Source organism: Flavobacterium sp. H122, from assembly GCF_004959765.1.
Taxonomy (GTDB): Bacteria; Bacteroidota; Bacteroidia; order Flavobacteriales; family Flavobacteriaceae; genus Flavobacterium.
Genome location: NZ_SJZD01000006.1, coordinates 186,306 through 210,240, shown reverse-complemented (window position 1 = coordinate 210,240; position 23,935 = coordinate 186,306). Strand labels below are relative to the sequence as shown.

General features: G+C 35.2%; 20 protein-coding genes. 5 read left to right on the top strand and 15 right to left on the bottom strand.

Features of this window, described 5'->3' with window-relative positions; all coding sequences use genetic code 11:
- Position 1: 1 nt before the first annotated feature.
- On the bottom strand, positions 2-1,789 hold the full coding sequence (locus EZM65_RS10970) for an acyl-CoA dehydrogenase family protein (protein ID WP_136668606.1): 1,788 nt from the start codon (positions 1,787-1,789) through the stop codon (positions 2-4).
- A gap of 11 nt (positions 1,790-1,800) precedes the next feature.
- Positions 1,801-3,570 (bottom strand): fatty acyl-AMP ligase, encoded by a 1,770-nt coding sequence (locus tag EZM65_RS10965; protein ID WP_136668605.1) that lies wholly within the window; start codon positions 3,568-3,570, stop codon positions 1,801-1,803.
- Between the two features lie 603 nt (positions 3,571-4,173).
- Between EZM65_RS10965 and EZM65_RS10960 the strand changes: the two genes are divergently transcribed.
- The 4 genes from EZM65_RS10960 (at position 4,174) to EZM65_RS10945 (ending at position 10,454) form a co-directional block, all read left to right on the top strand.
- On the top strand, positions 4,174-4,593 hold the full coding sequence (locus EZM65_RS10960) for a hypothetical protein (protein ID WP_136668604.1): 420 nt from the start codon (positions 4,174-4,176) through the stop codon (positions 4,591-4,593).
- A 115-nt stretch (positions 4,594-4,708) separates the two neighbouring features.
- Positions 4,709-5,794 (top strand): efflux RND transporter periplasmic adaptor subunit, encoded by a 1,086-nt coding sequence (locus EZM65_RS10955; protein WP_136668603.1) that lies wholly within the window; start codon positions 4,709-4,711, stop codon positions 5,792-5,794.
- A gap of 24 nt (positions 5,795-5,818) precedes the next feature.
- Positions 5,819-9,031, top strand: coding sequence for an efflux RND transporter permease subunit (locus EZM65_RS10950; RefSeq protein ID WP_136668602.1), 3,213 nt, complete (start codon positions 5,819-5,821; stop codon positions 9,029-9,031).
- A complete protein-coding gene (locus tag EZM65_RS10945) occupies positions 9,015-10,454 on the top strand; it encodes a TolC family protein (RefSeq protein WP_136668601.1) in 1,440 nt (479 codons plus the stop codon). The genes EZM65_RS10950 and EZM65_RS10945 overlap by 17 nt, the downstream gene beginning before the upstream one ends.
- Positions 10,455-10,506: 52 nt before the next feature.
- Here the strand turns inward: EZM65_RS10945 and EZM65_RS10940 are convergent, their stop codons facing one another.
- The 10 genes from EZM65_RS10940 to EZM65_RS10900 form a co-directional block, all read right to left on the bottom strand.
- Complete coding sequence (locus EZM65_RS10940; RefSeq protein WP_136668600.1) at positions 10,507-10,899, bottom strand: DUF1801 domain-containing protein; 393 nt, start codon at positions 10,897-10,899, stop codon at positions 10,507-10,509.
- Between the two features lie 97 nt (positions 10,900-10,996).
- Positions 10,997-11,527: a YceI family protein gene (locus tag EZM65_RS10935; RefSeq protein WP_136668599.1), complete on the bottom strand. Its 531-nt coding sequence runs from the start codon at positions 11,525-11,527 to the stop codon at positions 10,997-10,999.
- Positions 11,528-11,617: 90 nt separating this feature from the next.
- A complete protein-coding gene (locus EZM65_RS10930; protein ID WP_211196214.1) occupies positions 11,618-12,334 on the bottom strand; it encodes a pirin family protein in 717 nt (238 codons plus the stop codon).
- Positions 12,335-12,600: 266 nt separating this feature from the next.
- A complete protein-coding gene (locus EZM65_RS10925; protein ID WP_136668597.1) occupies positions 12,601-13,176 on the bottom strand; it encodes a Crp/Fnr family transcriptional regulator in 576 nt (191 codons plus the stop codon).
- A 3-nt stretch (positions 13,177-13,179) separates the two neighbouring features.
- Entirely contained in the window at positions 13,180-13,512 is a 333-nt protein-coding gene (locus EZM65_RS10920) for a DUF6370 family protein (RefSeq protein WP_136668596.1), read from the bottom strand.
- Complete coding sequence (locus EZM65_RS15865) at positions 13,469-13,630, bottom strand: lipoprotein (RefSeq protein WP_169051698.1); 162 nt, start codon at positions 13,628-13,630, stop codon at positions 13,469-13,471. The genes EZM65_RS10920 and EZM65_RS15865 overlap by 44 nt, the downstream gene beginning before the upstream one ends.
- 125 nt (positions 13,631-13,755) lie before the next feature.
- Positions 13,756-15,627 carry a U32 family peptidase gene (locus EZM65_RS10915; RefSeq protein ID WP_136668595.1) on the bottom strand — a complete coding sequence of 624 codons (1,872 nt, stop codon included), beginning with the start codon at positions 15,625-15,627 and terminating at the stop codon, positions 13,756-13,758.
- Between the two features lie 149 nt (positions 15,628-15,776).
- Entirely contained in the window at positions 15,777-17,009 is a 1,233-nt protein-coding gene (gene purT / locus EZM65_RS10910) for a formate-dependent phosphoribosylglycinamide formyltransferase (RefSeq protein ID WP_256371345.1), read from the bottom strand.
- Positions 17,010-17,064: 55 nt separating this feature from the next.
- The gene (locus EZM65_RS10905; protein WP_136668593.1) at positions 17,065-18,252 is read right to left on the bottom strand and encodes a pyridoxal phosphate-dependent aminotransferase; all 1,188 of its coding nucleotides are present in this window, start codon (positions 18,250-18,252) and stop codon (positions 17,065-17,067) included.
- A gap of 31 nt (positions 18,253-18,283) precedes the next feature.
- Positions 18,284-19,378 carry an acyl-CoA desaturase gene (locus EZM65_RS10900; protein WP_136668592.1) on the bottom strand — a complete coding sequence of 365 codons (1,095 nt, stop codon included), beginning with the start codon at positions 19,376-19,378 and terminating at the stop codon, positions 18,284-18,286.
- A 106-nt stretch (positions 19,379-19,484) separates the two neighbouring features.
- Here EZM65_RS10900 and rsmG point away from each other — a divergent pair, with 106 nt between their 5' ends.
- A complete protein-coding gene (gene rsmG / locus EZM65_RS10895) occupies positions 19,485-20,105 on the top strand; it encodes a 16S rRNA (guanine(527)-N(7))-methyltransferase RsmG (protein WP_136668591.1) in 621 nt (206 codons plus the stop codon).
- A gap of 196 nt (positions 20,106-20,301) precedes the next feature.
- Here the strand turns inward: rsmG and pruA are convergent, their stop codons facing one another.
- From pruA to EZM65_RS10880, 3 genes are all read right to left on the bottom strand, one after another.
- Complete coding sequence (pruA, locus tag EZM65_RS10890) at positions 20,302-21,927, bottom strand: L-glutamate gamma-semialdehyde dehydrogenase (RefSeq protein ID WP_136668590.1); 1,626 nt, start codon at positions 21,925-21,927, stop codon at positions 20,302-20,304.
- Positions 21,928-22,040: 113 nt separating this feature from the next.
- The gene (apaG, locus tag EZM65_RS10885; protein WP_136668589.1) at positions 22,041-22,427 is read right to left on the bottom strand and encodes a Co2+/Mg2+ efflux protein ApaG; all 387 of its coding nucleotides are present in this window, start codon (positions 22,425-22,427) and stop codon (positions 22,041-22,043) included.
- A 67-nt stretch (positions 22,428-22,494) separates the two neighbouring features.
- Entirely contained in the window at positions 22,495-23,757 is a 1,263-nt protein-coding gene (locus tag EZM65_RS10880; RefSeq protein ID WP_136668588.1) for a DUF5103 domain-containing protein, read from the bottom strand.
- Positions 23,758-23,935: the final 178 nt, after the last annotated feature.

Below are 23,935 nucleotides of genomic sequence, written 5' to 3'. Positions count from 1 at the left end.
TTTAATTGTTGGTTTGAAAAGGAATACACGAAAATAAAAGGTCGTTTTCATGAAGTCGTAAAAGTTCGATCATGGCATTTTCGACATAATTTTTGTTTAATTCTATTTTGGTGTGCTTTAAATGCGAAATTGTTTTTTGTAAAGAAAGTACCAGCCATTCCCCCTTAGAAAAATAATCTCCTAAATGGTCTTTGTTAAAAAACCACATATACAAACAGCAGGCAGCGGTATGAATATCACAATATTCATTTGCCACCTCAAAATATGCAGGAGGTAAATGATGCCCGTTTTCAATTGGATCCAATTGAAGGATTTTTTCTTCTAACTGATTTAAGACTTCCAAAAGTGAGAAAGCATTTTTCTTTATTTCATTGAAGATTTCTGCTGTTGTTTCATCAGGAATAACAGACATATTATCCAATTTGTTAACGATAGGTTCCAATCCTTGAAGTACCCAGTTGTTTCCTTTGCTAAACAAGTCAAGTTTAGAATAGTTAAATTCAGGCAGATCTTCTCTTAAATTGAAAATAGCTGACAAATGGGCGAATAATTTATCAGGATTCTTTTCTGCTTTTCTTTTTGTGACTAAAAAGCGCAACTGTAACGAAAGAGCACTCAAGTTAATTAATGTGCTTCCGTCGAATAGACTTATAATGGCATTGTCACGCTGCATTTTTTGAAAAACCCCGCTGTCGTGATTATCCCTGAAATAATATCTGGATCCAAGAATTACTGATAAATTCTGAAAGATCTTTTCACTTTTTATCGGAACATAATTTTTGGCTACAGCAGACCAGACACTAAACTGTTTTGTAGCTACATGCAATCCACGGGCTGATGCAATGGCCACGCAGTCACACATTAAAATATCAATAAATGTAGTTGCTAAAGTTGTTCTGGCATGTGGAATTTCAACTACCGTTGCTCCATACAAATTGCGGTCTAAAGCAAGACGTAATGTAGTACGAAGCGCAGTGTCTACAGCACCAAGTGATAATCCTGCACACAAAGAACGCGTAATTTGAAATCCTTTTAGTGTAAGTTCAAGGCCGTCACCTTCTTTTCCAATTAATGCATCGGATGAAATTTCAGCTTTGTCGAAAACAATGCCACTGATGTCACAGCTTCTGATGCCTAATGTTTTAATTTTAGGCAAATGATGAAACTCTGAAGCTTTTGTTTTTGATTTATCGATGAGTAAGATGGATAAACTTCGCGCGCTTTTTTGTTCGTTTGTACGAGCCAAAACGCAAAGTTTATCCGTTAAAGTTGCCTTGTTGATAGGCCATTTTTCTCCGGTAACCTTATAGCCGTTTTCGGTTTTATGTGCCATGAATGTACTGGCATTCAAATCGCTTCCGTGTGCTCTTTCAGTTACTGCAAGACAAGCTGCTTTCCGTTCTGAAATAGCAGCTGCCTGAGCTTCTTTTTGTTCATCGGTACCGCCAATCCATACAGGAATAGAGCCCAAAAGCGTATGGGCATCAGTAATGGCTACTGATAAATCGCGCCTTGAAACCACTCTCGTTAAAAGTAGTAATTCGTCAAAAGAGCGCAATTTCCCACCTAATGATTCCGGAATATAGTAATGATTAAACCCCCAGTCATGAAGTGTTTTTATGCACTCTTTTGGAAATATTTCTTCCTCATCCAAAGCAGCAGCATTCTGAAACGAGAGTGTGTTTTCTGCCACAAAAGGGCTTCCAAGATAGAGCTCAAGTTCTCTGGCTGCATTATACTGTGATAATGAAACGGTTTTTGATTCTAATAATAAATTTTCAGCTATCATTTATTCAGGTTTTATAACGAATAAGCAGTTTCTGTTTCAAGTTCTTTTAATTCGTTTTTCAAAAACTGATCTTTAGAGGCTCTTCTTTGCAGTTTCCCGCTTGATGTTTTTGGAAACGTTGACGGCTCGATAAGAATGATGTGTGCCGGAACCAACTGATGTTCTTTTGAAACAGCGCTTCGTATAATGTTAGAAATTTCTTTTATATCTATTTTACGTTTGAATTCTCTTTTTACTTCCTGGATTATAACCAATTGCTCTTCTCCGTTTAAATCCAGGCTGAATGCCGCACCATAGTCTTTACGAAGTGCCTCATGTGAATTTTGTACAGTAAATTCAATATCCTGCGGATAATGGTTTTTTCCGCGGATTATGATTAAGTCTTTTAAACGGCCGGTCACATACAATTGGTTTTCATTCAAATAGCCTAAATCACCGGTTCTGAAATATGAGGAATCCTCTTCGTTTTCTATCGTACAGTTAAAAGTCATTTCAGTTTCTTCAGGATTTTCCCAGTATCCTTTGGCTACATTCGGACCGGATATCCAGATTTCACCCACTGTATTTTCCTCACATTCTATTTTTGTCGCCGGATCTACAATTCTTAATTTTTGACCTTTAAGTTCTACACCGCATCCTACTTTTTCAATAAAATCTGATTCGTTTTCTACTTTTTCAGTAACAGTATTCTCTTCTAAAAGTATTTTGTTGACTTTTTTTACAATCGGCAATTCAGGAACATTACCGGCACTCACAAGCAGAGTTGCTTCAGCCAGACCATACACAGGGAAGAAGTGTTCTTTTTTGAAGCCAGTAGTTTTGAATTTTTCAGCAAACGCCTCTAAAGTTGCCGCGCGGATAGGTTCGGCTCCATTAAAAGCAAGTGTCCAGTTACTTAAATCCAAATCGTTGATTTGATCGTCACTTATTTTGTTGACACAAAGCTCATATGCGAAGTTTGGAGCTCCACTGATTATTTTTCCGTTTTTACCGCATTCTGAAATTACAGAAAGCCATTTCAATGGTTTTTTAATGAATGAAACCGGCGATATAAGTGTTGTTCTCATACCTGAATACAATGGCTGTAAAATACCGCCAATTAAACCCATATCGTGGTAAGGAGGCAGCCAGCTAACCATTTGTCTTTCAGGGCTCATTTCGAAAGCTTTTTCTGAAAAGTCAAAATTTGTCATTAAATTATGATGTGTGACAATAACACCTTTAGGATTATTGGTAGAACCAGAAGTGTATTGTAAAAATGCAACATCTTCTTTTGTGATATCGGCATCATTCCATTTGTCAGCTTCTGCAGTGGCAATAGTATCAGATAAATGCCATTGAATGTTTTGAACAAATTCAGAGGATTCTTTTCTTATCTGGTCACTTGCGCCGTTTTCTGAAAGAAATGATACATTGTTATAGATTGCTTCAGTACTTAATGCAATTGCAGCATTGGCATCATTTATAACATGCAGTAACCGCTTTAAATTTCTACCGTCAGGCGGATATGCCGGTACTGGAATGACACCTGCGTAAAGACATCCCATAAAAGCTTCAATATAATCCAGACCAGGCTGGTATAAAAGCAATGCCCTGTCGTTTTTATTTATTTTGGTTTGTAAATAGCTGGCAATTGCTCTTGCTCTTTCATCCAATTGACTGTAGGTAAATTCAGATTTCCGTTCATTTCCATCTTCTATAAATGAATATAAAACGGTTTGGGGGGTAACAGAAGCACGATGACGTAGCACTTCAATAAGAGTAGTAAATTTTGAAATCATGTGGTTTAGAATTGCAGTTTTTTACAACGGCAAAACTAATTTTTTGTACCTCAAGAGCTTATTTATTTAGCTTATAAAAAGTAAGGTAAATCCTTATTTTTTCACTTGTTTTTAATGTAAATTACTGATATGTAAACAGTTAATTTTGTGTTAATTTTGATTTTGATGTTTTTTGTCGGACAAATTCAGCAGTTGAACGATGTTTTTTGAAAGATTGAGAAATTTACAGAAAAAAGACCGGTTTTTTGAAAGTTGATTTTGTTGAAAATTGATAATCTATAATTGTTTTTTTAAAAATGTGTGATTAAAATTGACTCCAAGATTCTCAAAAATAGAAAGCGATATTATTGAAGGATACGTTTTGTGAAAAGAGATAATATTTTAGTAATCTTTACGAATTATTGATTTTTTCCTTATGGCGGGCTGAGCTTTCTTAGCTAGAAATTAAAGTTGTTTTGATTGTGTTTATGGATTATAAACTCTGAGTTTTATTGAGAAAATTTTGACTGATTATCAATTTATTATTGAAATTGAATTTCTTAACAATAAATTATAAGAACAGTATTGTGTTAAAAATTAAGTTTATATACTTTTGCGACGGTCATGAAAAGATTTCTTAAATACATCTTTTTCCTTTTTGCATTTCTGTTAATAGGCAACGCATTGTTTGCTTATTCAATCAGAGAGGTTTCCTCATTGCAAAAAGCAGAAGGTGGTCAAGCAAGGTCTTTACAAATTAATTCTTTTGAGGGAGACCTTAAAACGCATTACAAACATTATCTTTCGGTCTTAGAAATCAATAAAGATGTAATTGAAATTTCTGAAGATGAAAATGATACCGAAGATTATCACGTTTCTTCTAAACCTTTTCATTCACCAACCCATTATTTGGATTTCTTTTCTGGATTTCTTTCTGGAAATTTTGATATTGTAGAAAAAAGTGAACTTACTTCTTATAAGTTCCTGTCGTACTTATCGACTATTGATTCTTTGCACATTATCTTTTGTGTATACAGAATTTGATTTTCTATATCTAACATTTCAATTTTAATAATTATCAGCCTTACTGTCATTAATGTCGGTAAAGGACATCAATTATTTTATCAAAATTATTCCATTTATTTTATTGTTCATTATTATGACTAAGAGAATTTTAGTGCTGGCTGGTTTGTGCGGTTTATTACTTACTGCAAGCTGCAACAGCAAAAAAGAAGAGAAAAAAGAAGAAACAAAATTTTTAGTAACCAGTCCAATTCTTAAGGATACAACTATTACTAAATCATACGTTTGCCAGATCCAATCTATCAATCATATAGAATTAAGAGCTCAGGAAAGAGGTTATTTACAAAAGATTTTTGTAGATGAAGGGCAATTTGTTAAAAAAGGACAATTGCTATTCCAGATTATGCCGAATCTTTACAAAGCTGAAGTGCAAAAAGCGCAGGCAGAAGCTAATTTTGCTCAAATAGAATACCAAAACACTAAACAACTGGCTGATAAAAACGTAGTTTCTCCAGGAGAACTTGCAATGGCCAAAGCGAAACTGGATAAAGCAAGTGCTGAACTGACCTTAAATAAAGTTCATTTACAGTTTACAGAGATCAGAGCTCCTTTTGACGGAATTATAGACAGGTTTCATGTAAGATTAGGTAGTTTGTTAGATGAAGGAGATTTGCTGACGAACTTGTCTGATAACAGTAAAATGTGGACGTACTATAATGTTCCTGAAGCAGAATATTTAGATTATAAAGCAAAAGCGAGTAACAATACCAAAACAAAAGTTAATTTGTTGATGGCTAATAATGAGATTTTTGATTACAGTGGTGTAGTTGAAACTATTGAGGCTGATTTTAATAACGAAACAGGAAATATTCCATTCAGAGCAACATTCCCAAATCCTAAAGGATTGTTGCGTCATGGTGAAACAGGAAGTGTTCAGGTTAGTCTTCCTTTAAAAAACACTTTGTTAATCCCTCAAAAAGCAACATTTGAAGTATTAGAGAAAAAATATGTTTATGTAATTGATAAAAACAATGAGGTGAAATCAAGAGCAATTATAATTGCTGCCGAATTACCTCACATATTTGCCATCAGTAGTGGTTTGTCTGAAGGAGATAAAATTCTTTTAGAAGGTTTAAGACTTGTTAAAGAGAACGAAAAGATTGAGTTTGAGTTCGTAAAACCTCAATCTGCATTGTCTCATTTAGAGCTGTATGCCGAATAATTTTAATCGTAAATAAAAAGAGAAATGTTTAGTAAATTTATACATAGACCTGTATTTGCGATTGTAATTTCAATCATAATACTTTTTGTAGGTTCATTGGCAATAAAACAATTGCCGATTTCGCAATTTCCTCAAATTGCACCTACTACCGTAAATATTTTTATTGCTTATCCTGGAGCAAGTGCCGATGTGTTGGTTAAATCAACACTGATCACTCTGGAAAACTCTATTAATGGTGTTGAAGGAATGCGTTATATAGCAACCGATGCAACCAGTGCCGGTGAAGCAACGTTAAGAATTATTTTCGAACCAGGAACCGATCCCAACCAAGCCGTAGTACGTGTAAAAACAAGGGTCGATCAGGTGATGCCGCTTTTACCGGAGTTGGTACAGCGTGAAGGTGTGGTAATTACGCCTATTCAGCCAAGTATGTTGATGTATGTGAATCTATATTCGAAGGATAAGAGTATAGATGAAAAATTCCTGTACAACTATGCGAGTGTTAAAATGATTCCTGAAATCAACCGTCTTAAAGGTGTTGCACGTTCGCAAATTTTAGGAAGTAGAACGTACGCTATGCGTGTTTGGTTAAATCCAGACCGTATGAGAGCCTATAATATTTCTGTTGATGAAGTAATGACAGCATTAGGCGAGCAAAGTATTATTGGTCGACCGGGTCGTATAGGTCAAAGTTCCGGTATAGCTGCCCAATCCTTAGAATATGTATTGACATACAAAGGAAGATATAGCGAACCAAGCGAGTATGAAAATGTGATTATTCGTGCGAATTCGCAGGGTGAAAGTATTCGGTTAAAAGACATTGGAAAAGTAGAATTAGGAAGTGAGTTTTTTGATATTTATTCAAATCTGGACGGTCATCCTTCAGCTGCAATCGTATTAAAACAAAATTATGGTAGTAACGCGAGTGATGTAATTAAAGAAATTAAGGAGAAGTTAGAGGAAATGAAAAAATCTTTCCCTCCGGGAGTAGATTATAAAATTAGTTACGACGTTTCACAGTTCCTTGATGCATCTATTGAGCAAGTAATAGATACGTTACGTGATGCCTTTATTCTTGTGGCGTTAGTAGTTTTTGTTTTTTTAGGAGATTGGAGATCAACATTAATCCCAATTTTAGCGGTGCCGGTATCATTAATTGGAGCCTTCTTTGTGATACAATTCTTTGGACTTTCAATCAACTTAGTGACTTTATTTGCTCTTGTATTGGCAATTGGTATTGTGGTCGATGATGCCATTGTCGTCGTCGAGGCTGTGCACGCCAAGTTTGAAGAAGATCCTCATATTACACCATATCAAGCGGTGAAAAAAGTATTAGGAGAAATCAGTGGAGCCGTAATAGCAATTACTGCGGTAATGGTTTCGGTATTTTTACCAATTTCTTTTATGTCAGGTCCGGTAGGAACATTCTACCGTCAGTTTTCAATAACAATGGCAAGTTCTATTGTAATTTCAGCTCTAATCGCTCTTACATTAACACCAGTACTTTGTGCTATTATGTTAAAAAATCATCATGGACATGAGCGTAAAAAGAATGTGCTGACAAAATCATTGGACAGCTTTAACAGAGTATTCGATAAAATGACAGGTAAGTATGTTGCTTTATTGAAATATATTGTTAGTAGAAGAGTACTTACTTTTGGAGTTTTAATAGCATTTTGCGCAGGAACATTTTTAATAAATAAAATTTTGCCTTCAGGATTTATCCCAAGTGAAGACCAAGGAACTATTTATGCTATTATTCAAACCCCTCCAGGGTCAACATTAGAAACTACGAATCAGGTATCACAAAGGCTTCAAAAAATTTGTGAAAAAGTAGAAGGAGTAGAGTCGGTATCTTCTTTAGCGGGTTATGAAATTATGACCGAAGGTCGTGGATCTAACGCCGGAACATGTCTTATTAACTTAAAGCCATGGGATGAGCGTGAACACACTGTAAAAGAGGTTATGGAAGAGCTTGAAGAAAAATCAAAAGGATTAGGAGCCATTGTAGAATACTTTGAGCCACCTGCAATCCCTGGATTTGGTTCTTCAGGAGGTTTCTCTATGCGTTTATTAGATCAAAATTCAACTACAGATTATCAGGATTTTGACAGAATCAATAAAAAATTCATGGAAGATTTAGGTAAACGTAAAGAATTGACTGGATTGTTCACCTTCTTTGCGGCGAATTACCCTCAATATGAATTGGAGATTAATAACGATTTAGCAATGCAAAAAGGTGTTTCTATTGGGAAAGCCATGGAAAACCTAAATATCATGATTGGTAGTACATACGAGCAAGGTTTCATTAAGTTTGGACGTTTCTTTAAAGTGTACATACAATCAGATCCTAAATTCAGAAGACTTCCTTCAGATATCTTAAACATGTTTGTGAAAAACGAACATGGAGAAATGGTTCCGTACTCGGCGTTCATGACTCTTAAAAAAGGACAAGGACCTAATGAGATTACGCGTTACAATATGTACAATTCATCAGCCATTCAAGGGTTACCTGCACCAGGTTATACTACTGCCGATGCAATTCAGGCAATTCGCGAAGTCGCTGAAGTATCATTGCCAAAAGGGTATGATATTGCTTGGGAAGGACTTTCTTATGATGAGTCTAACAGAGGTAATGAATCGATTTATATTTTCTTGATTGTATTAGCATTCGTTTATTTTGTGTTAGCGGCACAATATGAAAGTTTCATTATTCCGCTATCGGTTATTTTTTCACTTCCTGTAGGTATTTTTGGATCTTTCCTAGTACTTCAGTTAATGGGATTAGAAAATAATATTTACGCCCAAATTGGATTAATCATGCTTGTCGGGTTACTCGGTAAGAATGCCGTACTTATTGTGGAATTTGCCATTCAAAAGCGAAGCGAAGGATTCACTATTCTAGAGGCAGCCATTGAAGGCGCTAAAGTTCGTTTTAGACCAATTTTGATGACATCATTTGCATTTATTGCAGGATTAATTCCATTAATTATCGCAACAGGTGCTGGTGCAATTGGAAATAAAACTATTGGCGGTGCTGCATTAGGAGGGATGTTGTTCGGAACAATCTTCGGAGTAATTATTGTTCCCGGTTTATATTACATTTTTGGTTCTTTGGCTGATGGCAGAAAATTAATTAAAGATGAAGAGGAAAGTTCGTTAACTGAGAATTTTGTTCACATGATAGATGATTTTAAAATAAATAATCACAACGAAGAAAATGAAGAGAGTAAATAGAAAATATAAAATATGGTCTGTTGCTGTTGCTTTTGTTTTATTGACAATTACAGGCTGTAAAGCACCACAGACAGCTCAAAGAAATGCCAATGTTAACATGCCTGAACAGTTTTCCGCTGTTCAGGATACTGTTAATTCAGGTAAAATTTCCTGGAAAGAATATTTTAAGGATACTTATCTGCAGGCATTAATTGAGGAAGCTTTGAAAAACAATCAGGAGCTGAATATTATAATGCAGGAAATTGAGATTGCCAAAAATGAAGTTAAAGCCAGAAAAGGGGAATACCTTCCGTTTGTTGGTTTAAAGGCGGGTGCCGCAGTTGATAAACGTGCCCGTTATACTAATATTGGTGCGATGGAAGCCAATACCGAAATTGAAGATGGAAAAGAAATGCCTGAATCGTTGCAGGATTATAATATTGGAATAGTTGCCAACTGGGAGCTGGATATCTGGAAAAAACTCCGTAATGGGAAAAAGGCAGCTGTAAACAGATACCTTTCTTCGGTTGAAGGTAAAAACTTTATGGTAACCAATTTGATTGCTGAAATAGCGAATTCGTATTATGAATTATTGGCTTTAGATAATCAGCTGCAGTTTGTAAATCAGAATATTGAAATTCAAAGCAATGCTTTGCAGATTGTACGGATTCAAAAAGAAGCTTCCCGCGTAACCGAATTGGCGGTAAAAAAATTCGAAGCTGAAGTATTCAAAACAAAAAGCCTTCAGTTTGAAATACAGCAAAAAATAGTTGAAACAGAAAACAGAATCAACTTTTTAATCGGTAGATATCCGCAGCATATTGACAGAAGTGTTGTTCCATTTACTGAAATCGTACCAAATGTCGTTAATGCCGGTATTCCTTCACAGCTTTTGGCTAACAGACCGGATATCCGTCAGGCCGAATTTGAGTTGGAAGCTTGTAAACTGGATGTAAAAGCTGCCAGAGCCAGATTTTATCCTTCGATTGGAATTACAGCAGGAATTGGATATCAGGCTTTTGATCCCAGCTATATTTTTAAACCAAAATCATTGTTGTACTCTTTGGCGGGTGATTTAGTAGCGCCGCTTATCAACAGGAATGCTATTAAGGCAAGTTATAATACTGCAAATGCGAAGCAGATACAAGCCGTTTATAATTATGAGCAAACTATTTTAAACGGCTATGTTGAGGTTGCGAATCAGGTTTCTAAAATAAGTAACCTTCAAAAGAGTTTTGACTTGCGGAAACAGCAGGTAGAAGCGCTTACCACTTCCATTTCAATTTCAAACGAATTGTTCCGTTCTGCCCGTGCAGATTATATGGAAGTTTTGCTTACACAACGTGATGCTTTAGAATCGAGATTTGATTTAATCGAAACCCAAATGCAGCAACTAAACGCTATGGTGAATATCTATAGAGCTTTAGGCGGTGGTTGGAATTAATATTTTTTGAGTTAGTTAAGAGCCATTACACTTAGGTGTAATGGTTTTTTTATTATTTAAGTTTTTCCAAAACACCTTTCCGTTTTACAATGTTTTTATAATCCCATTGAATATTTTGGCTTTTTTCAAGCCATCTGTTTAAATCGGAAGTGTTAATTTGACTGGCTTCAGTATAAAAAATAGAAGCATCTTTAAATTTTCCTGTTCCGGGTTTTAGTTTTTCTTCTTCAAAATCCATACCGCTCCAAAACATTAAACGAATACCGGCTTTTTGTTTGCTGTAACCCACAATTGGATTGCCGTCCAAAAACCAAACCGGATGGGCATGCCAGATTTTATTATCGGCTTCAGGAAGCCCTTTGTTTATTAGTTTTGCCAGCTCATCACAAATGAATTTTTCTTCGGGTTCCTGCTTGTTGTTGTATTTTTGAACATCTGGATTCATAATGAAAAATATTAAGGCTTTTTCAAATATAAGCATAAAAAAACAACCTTAAACTGTTGGCCCAAGGTTGTTTACGTGAAAAAAAAACGTAACTTACTTATTGTTTTATCAACTGTAATTCGATATCCAGTTTTACATCTTCACTTACTAAAACACCGCCAGTTTCAAGAGCCGAGTTCCAGTTTAATCCCCAATCTTTTCTGTTTACTTTTCCTGAAATATTTAAACCCGCTTTAGTGTTCCCCCATGGGTCAGTCATCAATCCGCTGAATTCTGCCGGTAGTTTTACAAATTTTGTTACACCTCTCATCGATAAATCACCAGAGATTTCGTAGTTTTCGTCATCAACTTTTGTTAAAGAAGATGCTTTAAATGTCATCTTTGGATGGTTTTCTGCATCAAAGAAATCAGCACTTTTTAAGTGATTGTCACGATCTGTATTACGCGTATCAATTGAATTGATATCTGCCGAGAATTCAATATTCGATTTTGTAAAATCATCTCCTTCAGTCACGATGTTCGCATCATAGTTTTCAAATTTTCCAGAAACATTAGTAAACATCATGTGTTTTACTTTAAAGCCTACAGTTGAGTGTGTTGGGTCTATTGCCCATTTTGTTGTTGACATAATTATTTTTTTAAATTTTATTATTCTAATTTGATAAGACAAAGTTATGTTGAGGTTGTTGTTCAAATACTTAACCTAGATTAAGAAATTTTAGATATGCATAGGAACTTCCATTAATAAAAATTCTGAATCAGAATCTGCTTTAATGGTTATATTTTCAGTGTTCCATATTCCAAGACCGTCTCTTTTGTTTAAAGCTTGTCCACCAACTGTTACATCTCCATTTAGTACAAAAACATATAATCCGTTACCTTCTTTTTTGAAATTATAAGTTGTAGCGATGTCTTTGTCGAATTTCCCTAAATGAAACCACGCATCTTGGTGAATCCAAACACCTGCATCATCTGCATTTGGAGACAGAATTTGTTGTAATTTATTATGTCTGTCTTCTTTATTTAAAGTGATTTGGTCATAACGAGGAGTAACTCCTTTTTTGTTAGGAATAACCCAAATTTGAAGAAATTTTACTGCTTCATCTTCATTTTTGTTGTATTCGCTATGTTGTACACCTGTTCCGGCACTCATAACCTGTATGTCACCATTTTTTATCACGGTTTTATTCCCCATACTATCTTGGTGTTCTAAATCACCTTCTAATGGAATACTGATAATTTCCATATCCTGATGAGGGTGTTTACCGAAGCCCATTCCAGCAGAAACTGTGTCATCATTAAGTACTCGAAGTACTCCAAAATTCATTCGTTCAGGGTTGAAATAATTAGCAAAGCTAAAAGTGTGAAAACTTTGTAACCAACCATGATTAGCATTACCACGTGTATCAGCTTTGTGTAAAACGATATTTTCCATAATTTTTGAGTTTGTGTTTTGAATGTGATTGAATCCGATGGCTTCTTTTTCGGATTCGGTAGTTTTTTTAGCTAGGGCAGTTCCTGTTAGAATTGCTCCGCTGCCTAAAGCTACTTTTCGGATAAAATCTTTTCGGTTCATAACTTGTTCATTTTGATAGGACAAAGTTATGGTAGAGGGAAGGGTGGAATACTTAACCTAGATTAAGAAATATTTTATGTCAAAAGGCGAAAGTCAAAAGATAGAAGAGGAGAACTACTTTGTTATTACTTTTTCAGTAATCTCGCTTTCATTTTACTGAAAAATTCAGGAGTTACGCCAATGTAAGAGGCAATTTGCTTTTGAGGAATGCAATGCGCTAAATCGTTAAATTTTTTCAAGAATTTGTCATAACGTGCTTCGGCAGTGAAGCTCATATTGTCGATAAGTCGTTGCTGACTGGCGACTAAGGAGTTTTCTATAATAATTCTAAAGAAGCGTTCCATTTTAGGAACTGCGAGATACATTTTTTCTTGGTTTTCTTTTGAAATACTAAGGACTTCGGCATTTTCATTTACTTCAATATAAAGTTGTCCTGGGCGTTGTGATAAAAAGCTATACATATCAGCTATCCACCAGCCAGGACATGCAAAACTTACGACATGTTCTACACCGTTTTGATCCATATTGTAACTGCGAAGGATACCTTTTGTTACAAAATAGGAATGAGTGCATACTTCGCCTGATTTGAGGAGAATTGTTTTAGCTTTAAATTGAAAGGGTTCTGCAAACGACAAAACACGTTCCTGCTCTTCAAGAGTTAGGGAAACGTGTTTTGCTATGTTTTCTAAAAGTAAATTCAAAAACTATTTTTTTGTTTTTTCGTCTACTAAAGTAAATTCAGTTACCACAAAGGTATCGTTTTTTATTTCGCCAGTTACTTTGGCTTTTTTTACTGCATTGCAAAATCCGTCATGAGCATGAGCGTCTCCATGTTGATCAATTTTCGTGCCTTCTACAAAATAAGCTTGACCGTCAATTTTTACAGCTAAGTCACAACCTTTTTTTGAAGTCATGCCAAAATTACATTGACCACAAGAAGCTTCAACTACTTGATTTTTAAGTTCTCTTCTCTTTTCTTGTTGGGCACTTACACTAAACGAAGCTAGAGTTAGTAACAGTAATGCTATTTTTTTCATGATTTAAATTCATTTGATTTTTTATTTCACATCTTCTGTTGGGGCCACAACGTAATCGATGTGGACCGCAAGATGTTAAGGTAAAGATACTAAATAATATGAAAATTATTTTTTTCATGTCTTAGATTTGGTTTAGCTAAAGTAGCTGTTTTTTCCTTTTACTGTTTAATGATTTACAACTTTAACTTTTTAAATCTATATGTATAAAAAAACCGATGCTTCTGGAAAACATCGGTTTATATATTAATGAAAGTGATCTTCCTCGATTTCAAATTCGGCATCTTTTTCCCAAATTTCCATTTCACAAGGTTTACAGTTGAATTTTAATTTGTATTCCAATTCGCCTTGTTTTAATACCAATGGTTCTTTTAATTTTTGATCCATGTTTTCACGATGGTATTTAGGGCATCGTTCCAATTCGTACTTGATACAGTATTTTGTCGTCATTACACGAGATTTTCCTGGATCCCATTGCAATTCAAATGCTTTTTCAATTTCAGTAACACCGTGACGTTCGTAAAATTTACGAGCAGTTTTGTTTGCCACGTTATAGGTAAAATCTAATTTGGTTTCAGGATAAGGATGCGACGTTTTTTCTAATTGGTGCTCATGACGAACATAGTTTTGCAAACGAATTTCTGATAATTGTTCGTAAACGTTTCTTCTCATTTCATTGATTTTTGAAATGGGTAAGAACCAGTTTTCAGAAAATTCAATGGTGATTTCATCAGCCGTGTATGGTGTGAAACCTGTTTTTGCCAAATTCACTTTGAAAGTATCTTCTAAAGATTGATCGTTCTTCGTTTTTTCCTTAGGATGTGCTAATTGAACAGTACTTACATTACCATCTTCATCAGTAGCAATTAACTCAAATCCTGTTTCGTTTTCTTTTAATAATAATGAGGTGCTAATTTTTCTAACCGCACTGTCTTCTCTTTCTACTAATCTGATAAAGGCAGCATCGTTATTACGGTAAATTTCGGTTCCATTAGCAATTTCTTTCAAAACATTAGGATATACAATACCGTTTTCAACTTTGTTTACATAAATACCTTCGGCAACATTTTCACTATTAATATAGCAAAGTCCATCGCCATTGTTAAGTAATTCTCCGTTTTCAATAACATAAGAATTACCAACAGTCTTAACTAATTTACCAATATATTGCCCTTTAGATTTTGGACTTTCCCAAGAACCAATAGACTGATGTCTTTCGTTCACGAAATAATCTGTATAACCACGGTTGAATGTACGTGTCAATTCTGAATCGAAAGTATAGGTACAACTTCCCGAAGAAGATTTGATGTATTTATCTCCGTTTTCAGCCAAGAATGCATCCAGTTTTTTTCGTAAGTAAGAAACATTGTTTTTTACATATACAATATCTTTCAAACGTCCTTCAATTTTGAAAGAACAAATACCCGCTTCTACTAAATTTGGAATTTGATCCGAAACGTCAAAATCTTTGATAGAAAGTAAGTGACTGTTTCTAATTAAAGTATCTCCGTTTCCATCAATTAAGTTGTAAGGTAAACGACAGTTTTGCGCACAAGAACCTCTGTTGGCAGAACGTTCTCCGTTAGCTACACTCATATAGCAGTTACCACTGAATGATACACATAATGCACCGGTAACGAAGAATTCCAATTCCACATCAGTCTCTTGACTAATTTCTTTGATTTGATGTAAATTCAATTCACGGGCTAAAACCACACGTTGGATTCCGGCATCGGCTAAGAATTTTATTTTTTTAGGGTCACGATTGTTGGATTGTGTACTGGCATGGAGTGCAATAGGAGGCAAGTCCAATTCTAAAAGCCCCATGTCTTGTATGATAAGTGCATCTACACCAATTTCATACAATTTCCAGATTAACTGACGGCACGTTTCCAGTTCGTTGTCATAAATAATGGTATTGATAACGACAAAAATCTGTACGTTGTACAAATGCGCATATTGCACCAATGCCGCAACATCTTCTATGGAATTGTTTGCATTTGAGCGTGCCCCAAATTTAGGCGCACCTATATAAACGGCATCGGCACCAGCATTTATCGCTGCAATACCTGTTAACAAATCTTTTGCCGGAGCTAAAATTTCAATCTTCTTCTTCATTTCTAAAAAACTTATTTTCGAAGGTTACCGAAAAAATGAGTGCAAATTTCCGAAAAAAAAATAAGGTTACGAATTATCGTTGCGTTTTTTGATTAAAAGATATTGTTTTTAAAGAAATTACTTCATTATCAGATAAATAATTCCGTTTTTTACGGATTCACTTTTACTAAAGTGGCTGTTTTTTTAGCTTTTTCTACGATTTCTTCAATTGGAGTATCAAGCGAATCATTTACTAAAACTACACCCATTCTTCTATATGGTCTTGAAGTTGGTTTGCCAAAGATTCTAAAATCGGTTTTTGATAAACTTGCTACTTTTTCAATGCCTTCATAAGTAGGATTGTTAGAGTTTTCTGTTGCCAAAATTACAACACTGGCTCCAATTTTTTCCTGAGTGATTTCGGCAATAGGAATACTTAAAATAGCACGTAAATGCAATTCAAACTCGTTGAAATTTTGTGTTTTGGCTAACGTTACCATGCCTGTGTCATGAGGTCTTGGGGATAATTCCGAGAAATAAACGCCTTCATCAGTCAGGAAAAACTCAACACCAAAAAGCCCTGCACCACCCAAAGCTTCGGTTACTTTGCGGGCCATATCCTGTGCTTCTAAAATATCTTTTTGGGAAACATTAGCGGGCTGCCAGCTTTCCTGATAATCGCCTCGTTCCTGACGATGTCCAATTGGTGCACAAAATAATGTTGGATGATTGTTTTGAGTAACGGTCAAAAGCGTTATTTCTGAATTGAAATTGACAAAAGCTTCTACTATCACTTCTACAATATCACCACGGGAACCTTCAACAGCATAATTCCAGGCTTTTGTTATATCTTCATGAGTTTTTATGGTTGATTGTCCTTTTCCAGAGGAACTCATCAATGGTTTTACCACACACGGGATACCGACTTCAGCTACTGCTTTTTCCAATTCCTCCTGTGTTGTAGCGTAACGATAGTTTGCGGTACGAAGCCCTAAATCTTTCGCTGCTAAGTCACGAATGGCTTTTCGGTTCATGGTAAAATTTGCAGCCTTAGCCGAAGGAACCACTGTGATGCCTTTTTTTTCGTAATCGTAAAAACGTTCGGTGCGAATGGCTTCAATCTCAGGAACGATAAAATCAGGGTTGTGTTTGGCAACAATTCGGTCTAGTTCAGCTCCGTCAAGCATGTTGATGATTTCAAATTCATGTGCAACCTGCATTGCCGGGGCATTGGCGTAACTATCGACAGCAATTACATATTGGCCAATACGTTGTGCGGCAATTACAAATTCCTTTCCTAATTCTCCGGAACCTAATAATAATATTTTCTTTTGCATTTGTTGTGTTGTTTTTTGCTGACTGAGGTTCTCGAAGTCAGCTGATGTTGGTTTCGAGTGCCTCAACCAACAATTGGTTTGTATAAAATAAAAAAGCCCCAAGTTTCCTTGAGGCCTGATATTATGATAAAGCTTCTTTGATTCTCTTTATAGCTTCTCTTAATTGTTCTTCGCTGGTTGCGTACGATAAGCGGATACAATTTGGATTTCCAAAAGCATCACCGGTTACGGTTGCTACATTTGCTTCTCCTAATAAGTACATTGCAAAATCGTTGGCGTCTTTGATTTCTTGCCCTCGTAATGTTTTGCCAAAATAGTCAGAAACATCCGGGAAGAAATAAAAAGCACCTTCCGGCATGGTTAATTTGAAGCCTGGAATTTCAGAAAGTAACTGGTATACAATTCCTCTTCTGCTTTCAAAAGCATCCACCATATATTTAATAGCTGATGGAGCTGCTTCAACAGCAGCTTTAGTAGCACGTTGTGCAATAGAGTTAGCACCACTTGTTACCTGGCCCTGCATTTTGATACATGCTTTTGCGATAAATTCTGGAGCTCCAATGTAACCAATTCTCCAACCTGTCATAGCAAATGCTTTTGCTACACCATTTACAGTAATGGTATTGTTTTCCATTCCTGGGATGGATCCTATACTACAGTAGTTACCTGTGTAGTTTATATGTTCGTAGATTTCGTCTGAAACTACGTAAATATTTGGATACTTTTTTAACACTTCTGCCAATGCTTCCAACTCTTCTTTGCTGTACACAGATCCTGAAGGGTTACAAGGAGAGCTGAACCACATCATTTTAGTCTTTGGTGTGATTGCTGCTTCTAATTGTGCTGGAGTAATTTTGAAGTTTGATGTTACTGAAGTCTCAACTGGAATTGGAATTCCTCCGGAAAGTTTAATGATTTCAAAATACGAAACCCAGTAAGGCGCTGGAAGGATAACTTCGTCACCATCATTCAGCATTACCTGGGCAACATTGTATAAAGACTGCTTTGCTCCGGTAGAGACTACAATTTGAGCAGGTGTATAGTTTAAATTATTATCTCTTTTGAATTTATTGCAAATCGCTTCTTTTAAATCGGCATATCCTTCAACCGGAGGATAAGTCGAATAGTTGTCGTCTATTGCTTTTTTAGCGGCTTCTTTAATAAAATCTGGCGTGTTAAAATCAGGTTCTCCTAAACTTAAACTGATAATGTCTTTTCCTTGACCTTTTAATTCTCTGGCTAAAGCAGCCATAGCTAAAGTTTGTGAAACAGCTAAATTGTTAATTCTTTCCGATAAAATTGTACTCATTTTAGTTTGAAAATTGTGTTGTGTGTTTGATTTATGCTAGTTGTGGTTTTTGTCCCAATTCTTTTAAATGACGGAAGTGTGATACAATTGCCCCGGTCATTGTTTTGTATTCATAATACGGCAGATTGCACTCTTTTGCAGTTTGTTTTACTATTTCTGCAATTTTTCCATAGTGAATGTGACTTATGTTAGGGAAAATGTGATGTTCAATCTGATGATTTAATCCGCCTGTGTACCAGTTGATCAGCCAGTTTTTTGGAGCGAAGTTTACCGTCGTGAATAATTGATGAATCGCCCAAGTGTTTTCCATTTCGCCTTCATGAGTCGGTTCCGGAGTTACAGTATCTTCTATGATATGAGCCAATTGGAAAATAATACTTAAAATTAATCCTGCAGTATAGTGCATTACAACAAATCCAATCAACACTTTCCACCAAGTAATTCCTAAAACCATTGGAATTACCAACCAAATCGAAAAGTAAATAACTTTTGTGATTACTAAAGTTGTCCATTGAATAGCAGGACTTTTAAATTCTCCGTAAGATAATTTACGTTTTAAGTAACGTTTCATTTGAAGAAAATCTGTAGTAATCGCCCAGTTGAAAGTTAATAAGCCATAAAGGAATACAGAATAATAATGTTGAAATTTATGGAAACGACGCCATTCAGCTGTTTTGCTGAAACGCATAATTCTTCCCGCTTCCAAATCTTCATCGTGACCAGGAATATTTGTATAAGTATGGTGTAATACATTGTGTTGTACCTGCCAGTTATATACGTTTCCTGCAAGGATATATATACTGCCGCCCATAAATTTGTTTAGCCATTGCTTAGTAGAATAAGAGCCATGGTTTCCATCATGCATTACGTTCATTCCAACACCGGCCATACCCACTCCAATTACCACATTTAATAGTAAATAAACCCAAAAAGGCATATCCATTCCTATTAAAAAGAAATAAGGAGTTAAAAAAATCGCAAACATGACAACTGTTTTCAAATGAAGTTTCCAGTTACCTGTTTTTTGAATGTTATTTTCTTTAAAATAGTTGTTGACTCTCGTGTTTAAAGTTCTGAAAAACTTCATCGAGTCTGTTCTAGAAAAAATCGGTTCGTTCGCTTTCATAATTTCCACAATAAGCGCCAAAGGTAGTATTTAATAAATTGAATTGATAGTTCTTAACATAAATTTTTATTCTCCAAATTATGTATTTTTGTGAAAAATTTTATTCATGGAAGAAATACTAAAGTATTTTCCTAATTTGACTGAAGAGCAAATTGAGCAATTTTCAAAATTAGAAGCTTTGTATCAGGATTGGAATGCAAAGATCAATGTGATTTCAAGAAAAGATATTGAAGAATTATATATTAAACACGTTTTACATTCGCTGGCGATTGCTAAAATTCAGGAGTTTAAGCCCGGAAGTATGATTTTGGATGTAGGAACAGGAGGAGGTTTTCCTGGAATTCCATTGGCTATTTTATTTCCGGAAACCAAGTTTTATTTAATTGATGTTATAGCAAAAAAAATAAAAGTAGTTAATGAAGTTGCCGCCGGTATTGGTTTGAAAAATTTAAAAGCCGAGCAAAAAAGAGCAAACACAGTGAATGATAAATTCGATTTTATTGTTAGCCGTGCTGTTACTAATATGCCTGATTTTGTAAGTTGGGTAAAAGGTAAAACCAAAAAGAGCAATGCTCATTCTGAACGGGCCAATGGTATTTTATATTTAAAAGGAGGGGATTTGGCCGAAGAATTAAATGATTTTCCGGAAGCAATCCAGTATAATATTTCAGACTTTTTTACTGAAGATTTCTTTGAAACCAAAAAAGTAGTTTACTTACCATTATAAAATAAAAACGCCTGACAAAATGTTAGGCGTTTTTTTAATCGAGCTTTGTTGGTTTAAATTTTATATGCGTGCATAATAATTTCTTTGCACAAAGTAGTTTTTTTTTTATGATGTTTCAAAATAAAAGCTTAAAAAATTACGAAAACAAAAAAACCGTGCTTCAGGCACGGTTTTAATCAATATATATAAATCTATATTATCCTAAAAAAGGGTATCTGTAATCTGTAGGAGTAACAAAAGTTTCTTTAATAGTTCTTGGAGAAACCCAACGTAGTAAGTTTTGAGCAGAACCAGCTTTATCGTTAGTTCCTGATGCTCTTGCTCCACCAAATGGCTGCATACCAACTACAGCTCCTGTAGGTTTGTCATTAATGTAGAAGTTACCGGCACAGTTTTGTAATGCTATAGTAGCTTCTTCAATTGCATAACGGTCCTGGCTGAAAACAGCTCCTGTTAAAGCATATTCAGATGTTGTGTCTACTAATTTCAATACATCAGCCCAATCTTTATCTTCATAAACATAAGCAGTCAATACTGGTCCGAATAATTCGGTTTCCATAGTGGTGTATTTTGGATTTGTTGTAAGGATAACTGTTGGTTCAATAAAGTATCCAACTGATTTATCATAATTACCACCGAAAATAACTTCTGCATCAGCATCAGCTTTAGCCTGATCAATATATTTTGCTAATTTGTCAAAAGAACCTTCGTGAATAACCGCAGTTACAAAGTTTGAAAAGTTTTGAGGCGTACCTTGTTTTATTGTAGCTAGTTCTTTGCCCATTTCTTCTTTAATAGCAGGCCATAAGCTTGCAGGGAAATACGCTCTTGAAGCAGCAGAACATTTTTGTCCCTGGAACTCGAAAGCACCACGGATTGTGTTGGCAGCAACTTGTTTTACATCAGCAGAAGGATGTACTAAAATGAAGTCTTTTCCTCCTGTCTCACCAACAATTCTTGGGTAAGTCTTGTATGTGTGGATGTTTTCTCCAATTTTTTTCCAAATTTCTTTGAATACAAATGTAGATCCTGTATAGTGGATACCTGCAAAATCAGGAGATGCTAAAATTGTGTCAGTAATCATAACCGGATCACCAAAAACAACATTGATAACACCGTCAGGAACACCAGCTTCTTTGAATACATCGATGATTACTTTTGCAGAGAATACCTGACTGTCAGATGGTTTCCAAACCACAACGTTACCCATTAAAGCAGCACTTGCAGGCAAGTTGGCAGCAATAGCCGTAAAGTTGAACGGAGTAATTGCGTATACAAAACCTTCTAACGGGCGGTATTCCACACGATTCCAAACATCAGAATTTGATGACGGCTGGTCTTTATAGATTTGAGTCATGAATTCAACATTGTAACGTAAGAAGTCAATCAATTCACAAGCTGCGTCAATTTCTGCCTGATGGATTGTTTTTGACTGCGCAATCATTGTTGCAGCGTTTATTTTAGCTCTGTAAGGACCGGCAATTAACTCGGCAGCTTTTAAGAAAATAGCCGCACGCTGTTCCCATGCCATGTTAGCCCATTTTGTACGGCTTTCCAAAGCGTTTGCAATGGCTTTTTCTATATGTGCTTTTTCAGCTAAATGATAAGTACCTACTACGTGTTTGTGGTCGTGAGGAGGTGTCATGTTACGGGTATTGCCCGTTCTGATTTCTTCACTGCCTATATATAAAGGAACATCAATTGTTGAATTCCACATTGCATTGTACGCTTTGTGTACCGCCACTGTTTCCGGTGAATCCGGCAAGTATGATTTTACAGGTTCGTTTACCGCTTTTGGTATATTAAAAAATCCTTTAAGCATTTTATTGATTGTTATAAAGTTAGACGAATTGTGTTTTTTAAAATCGCAAACAAAAGTACAAACTAAAAGCTGATTTTTATGTAACTAAAGTAACAAAATGAATTGTTATTGTGTTAATTTAAAGCAAAAGGAGCGCTTAAATTAAAAACAGGAACTATTACCTTGAACATTTTAGTAGTCGTAAAGTTTATCATGTTGAAATGACCACTCATGCTGCCATGCGGAGAGCAGAGTAAACAACCTGAGCTGTAAGTGTGGGTTTCACCAGGTTTCAGTACCGGTTTTTTGCCTACAACACCTTCACCGTCAACTATTTCTTTTATATTGAGTGCGTCGTAAATATCCCAATGGCGGGAGATTAACTGTACCTGGTCTTTGCTGTGATTTTCAATGGTGATATGGTATGCAAAGGCAAAATGAATCGTGTGGTTCTTAAAATAAGTCCCTTCGAAAGTGGTTGCCACCGAAATTTTAATACCTCTTGTAATTTGCGTTACCATTGCTTAACACTTGATATACAAATTTATAAAAATTGAAAATACAAATGTTTTTTATTCCTGTTAAATTTTAATTGGTGATATTGACCGAGTTTGTTTCTCCTTTACCAATAACTCTATCATAACGTTCACCGTTTGCTCTGTAGTATATTAAGGCATTATACATATTTTCAGTTTCCGAAAAATTTCCGTCCACAGCATTGGCTTCGTCAAGTTTTTTCTGGTTGTTTACAATAGTATAGTTGTAGTTGTTGAACCCTTGTTTTATTAAAATTGCTTTTTCAAAAAGTCCTTTTTCAGCGTTGTAATCCATTTTGTTTTCGTCAGATAATAGATAGCCGTTGAACATACCTGTAATGTAAATGCTGTTGTTTAAAGGGCTGGTTTGTGGAGTAGAAAGTGTAAAATAGACCCATGTATAATCAGATTCTACATCATTGTTATCCTGCGAAATAATATTTCTGCTTTGAAAGTTACCGTTAACATCCGGGAAGAAAGTATATCCCTTGTTTTTTCTTGCCAGATCCGTATATAAATAGGTGCTGTATAAACCTGACTGAGAATTGACTTTTGCAATTGTATTGTTGGGAACCCGGGCTTCTTTATTGTCAAAATACAAATATTCATTACCTGCCCAAAATTGAGTCTCTGAATTGTATCTAAACATTAAATCATTACCAATGGTGTATTGCGGTTTGATGTTGTAAATGGCGTTGTTCCATTTTCCGTTTTGAAACAAGGCCACCTTTACATTCTGCATTGGATTCTGAAACAAAACAGCATTTGATTTTATGGAAAACTCAATATTCTGTTTTTGTCTGATATCGGCAATGTTTCTTGAACGTTTAATTTGCATGGGAACCTCGGCAAATTCTTCGTACACAATGAATTTTTTAGAAAACACAATCTCTTTACTGCTGTTTAGAATTGACAATAAATAGTTGCCGCTTTTGACAATCTCACAGAAATTATTTGGAAATTTTAACCGGTAATGGGAATAGGTCTGAAGTGTATTGAAGGAGTTTTCGTAGTCCTGTATCCTTTGATTGTCAGTTCCAGATAAAAATTCGTTTCGGGTTAAATCTGATTTGGTCCAATTATAATTGCAATGTGTCAAAGTGAAATAATAATCCTCTTCATTTCCGTATAAATCATCAAAACTAAACTCAAAACTGTCACCCAGACGAATGAAAGGAAAAACATTATTTCCGGCTTGTTTGAATGTGATGGTTTTAATGTTAAAAGGAGCTTCAGTTTCGCTCAATTCCTGTGCGGAACATGTGAAGGAAACCAGTATTATTGATAAAAGAAATATTTTTATGATTTTCTTCATTTTGTTAATTTGAAATCTTTTGTGGAATAAATATAAAAAGATTAATTAAGAATTATGATTTTATTTATCTGCTGCAAAGCCAGATACAAAATTAAATAAAGTTGGCAACTAATAATGGACTATTAAGGGTTTGTAAAAAAAAAACTACCCTCAAAAAAATTTTGAGGGTAGTTTTATG

Coding starts and splice junctions, on each gene's coding strand:
- EZM65_RS10970 (WP_136668606.1), bottom strand. CDS start 1,789: ATGATAGCTGAAAATTTATTATTAGAATCAAAAACCGTTTCATTATCA.
- EZM65_RS10965 (WP_136668605.1), bottom strand. CDS start 3,570: ATGATTTCAAAATTTACTACTCTTATTGAAGTGCTACGTCATCGTGCT.
- EZM65_RS10960 (WP_136668604.1), top strand. CDS start 4,174: ATGAAAAGATTTCTTAAATACATCTTTTTCCTTTTTGCATTTCTGTTA.
- EZM65_RS10955 (WP_136668603.1), top strand. CDS start 4,709: ATGACTAAGAGAATTTTAGTGCTGGCTGGTTTGTGCGGTTTATTACTT.
- EZM65_RS10950 (WP_136668602.1), top strand. CDS start 5,819: ATGTTTAGTAAATTTATACATAGACCTGTATTTGCGATTGTAATTTCA.
- EZM65_RS10945 (WP_136668601.1), top strand. CDS start 9,015: ATGAAGAGAGTAAATAGAAAATATAAAATATGGTCTGTTGCTGTTGCT.
- EZM65_RS10940 (WP_136668600.1), bottom strand. CDS start 10,899: ATGAATCCAGATGTTCAAAAATACAACAACAAGCAGGAACCCGAAGAA.
- EZM65_RS10935 (WP_136668599.1), bottom strand. CDS start 11,527: ATGTCAACAACAAAATGGGCAATAGACCCAACACACTCAACTGTAGGC.
- EZM65_RS10930 (WP_211196214.1), bottom strand. CDS start 12,334: ATGGAAAATATCGTTTTACACAAAGCTGATACACGTGGTAATGCTAAT.
- EZM65_RS10920 (WP_136668596.1), bottom strand. CDS start 13,512: ATGAAAAAAATAGCATTACTGTTACTAACTCTAGCTTCGTTTAGTGTA.
- EZM65_RS15865 (WP_169051698.1), bottom strand. CDS start 13,630: ATGAAAAAAATAATTTTCATATTATTTAGTATCTTTACCTTAACATCT.
- EZM65_RS10915 (WP_136668595.1), bottom strand. CDS start 15,627: ATGAAGAAGAAGATTGAAATTTTAGCTCCGGCAAAAGATTTGTTAACA.
- EZM65_RS10905 (WP_136668593.1), bottom strand. CDS start 18,252: ATGAGTACAATTTTATCGGAAAGAATTAACAATTTAGCTGTTTCACAA.
- EZM65_RS10900 (WP_136668592.1), bottom strand. CDS start 19,378: ATGAAAGCGAACGAACCGATTTTTTCTAGAACAGACTCGATGAAGTTT.
- rsmG (WP_136668591.1), top strand. CDS start 19,485: ATGGAAGAAATACTAAAGTATTTTCCTAATTTGACTGAAGAGCAAATT.
- pruA (WP_136668590.1), bottom strand. CDS start 21,927: ATGCTTAAAGGATTTTTTAATATACCAAAAGCGGTAAACGAACCTGTA.
- apaG (WP_136668589.1), bottom strand. CDS start 22,427: ATGGTAACGCAAATTACAAGAGGTATTAAAATTTCGGTGGCAACCACT.
- EZM65_RS10880 (WP_136668588.1), bottom strand. CDS start 23,757: ATGAAGAAAATCATAAAAATATTTCTTTTATCAATAATACTGGTTTCC.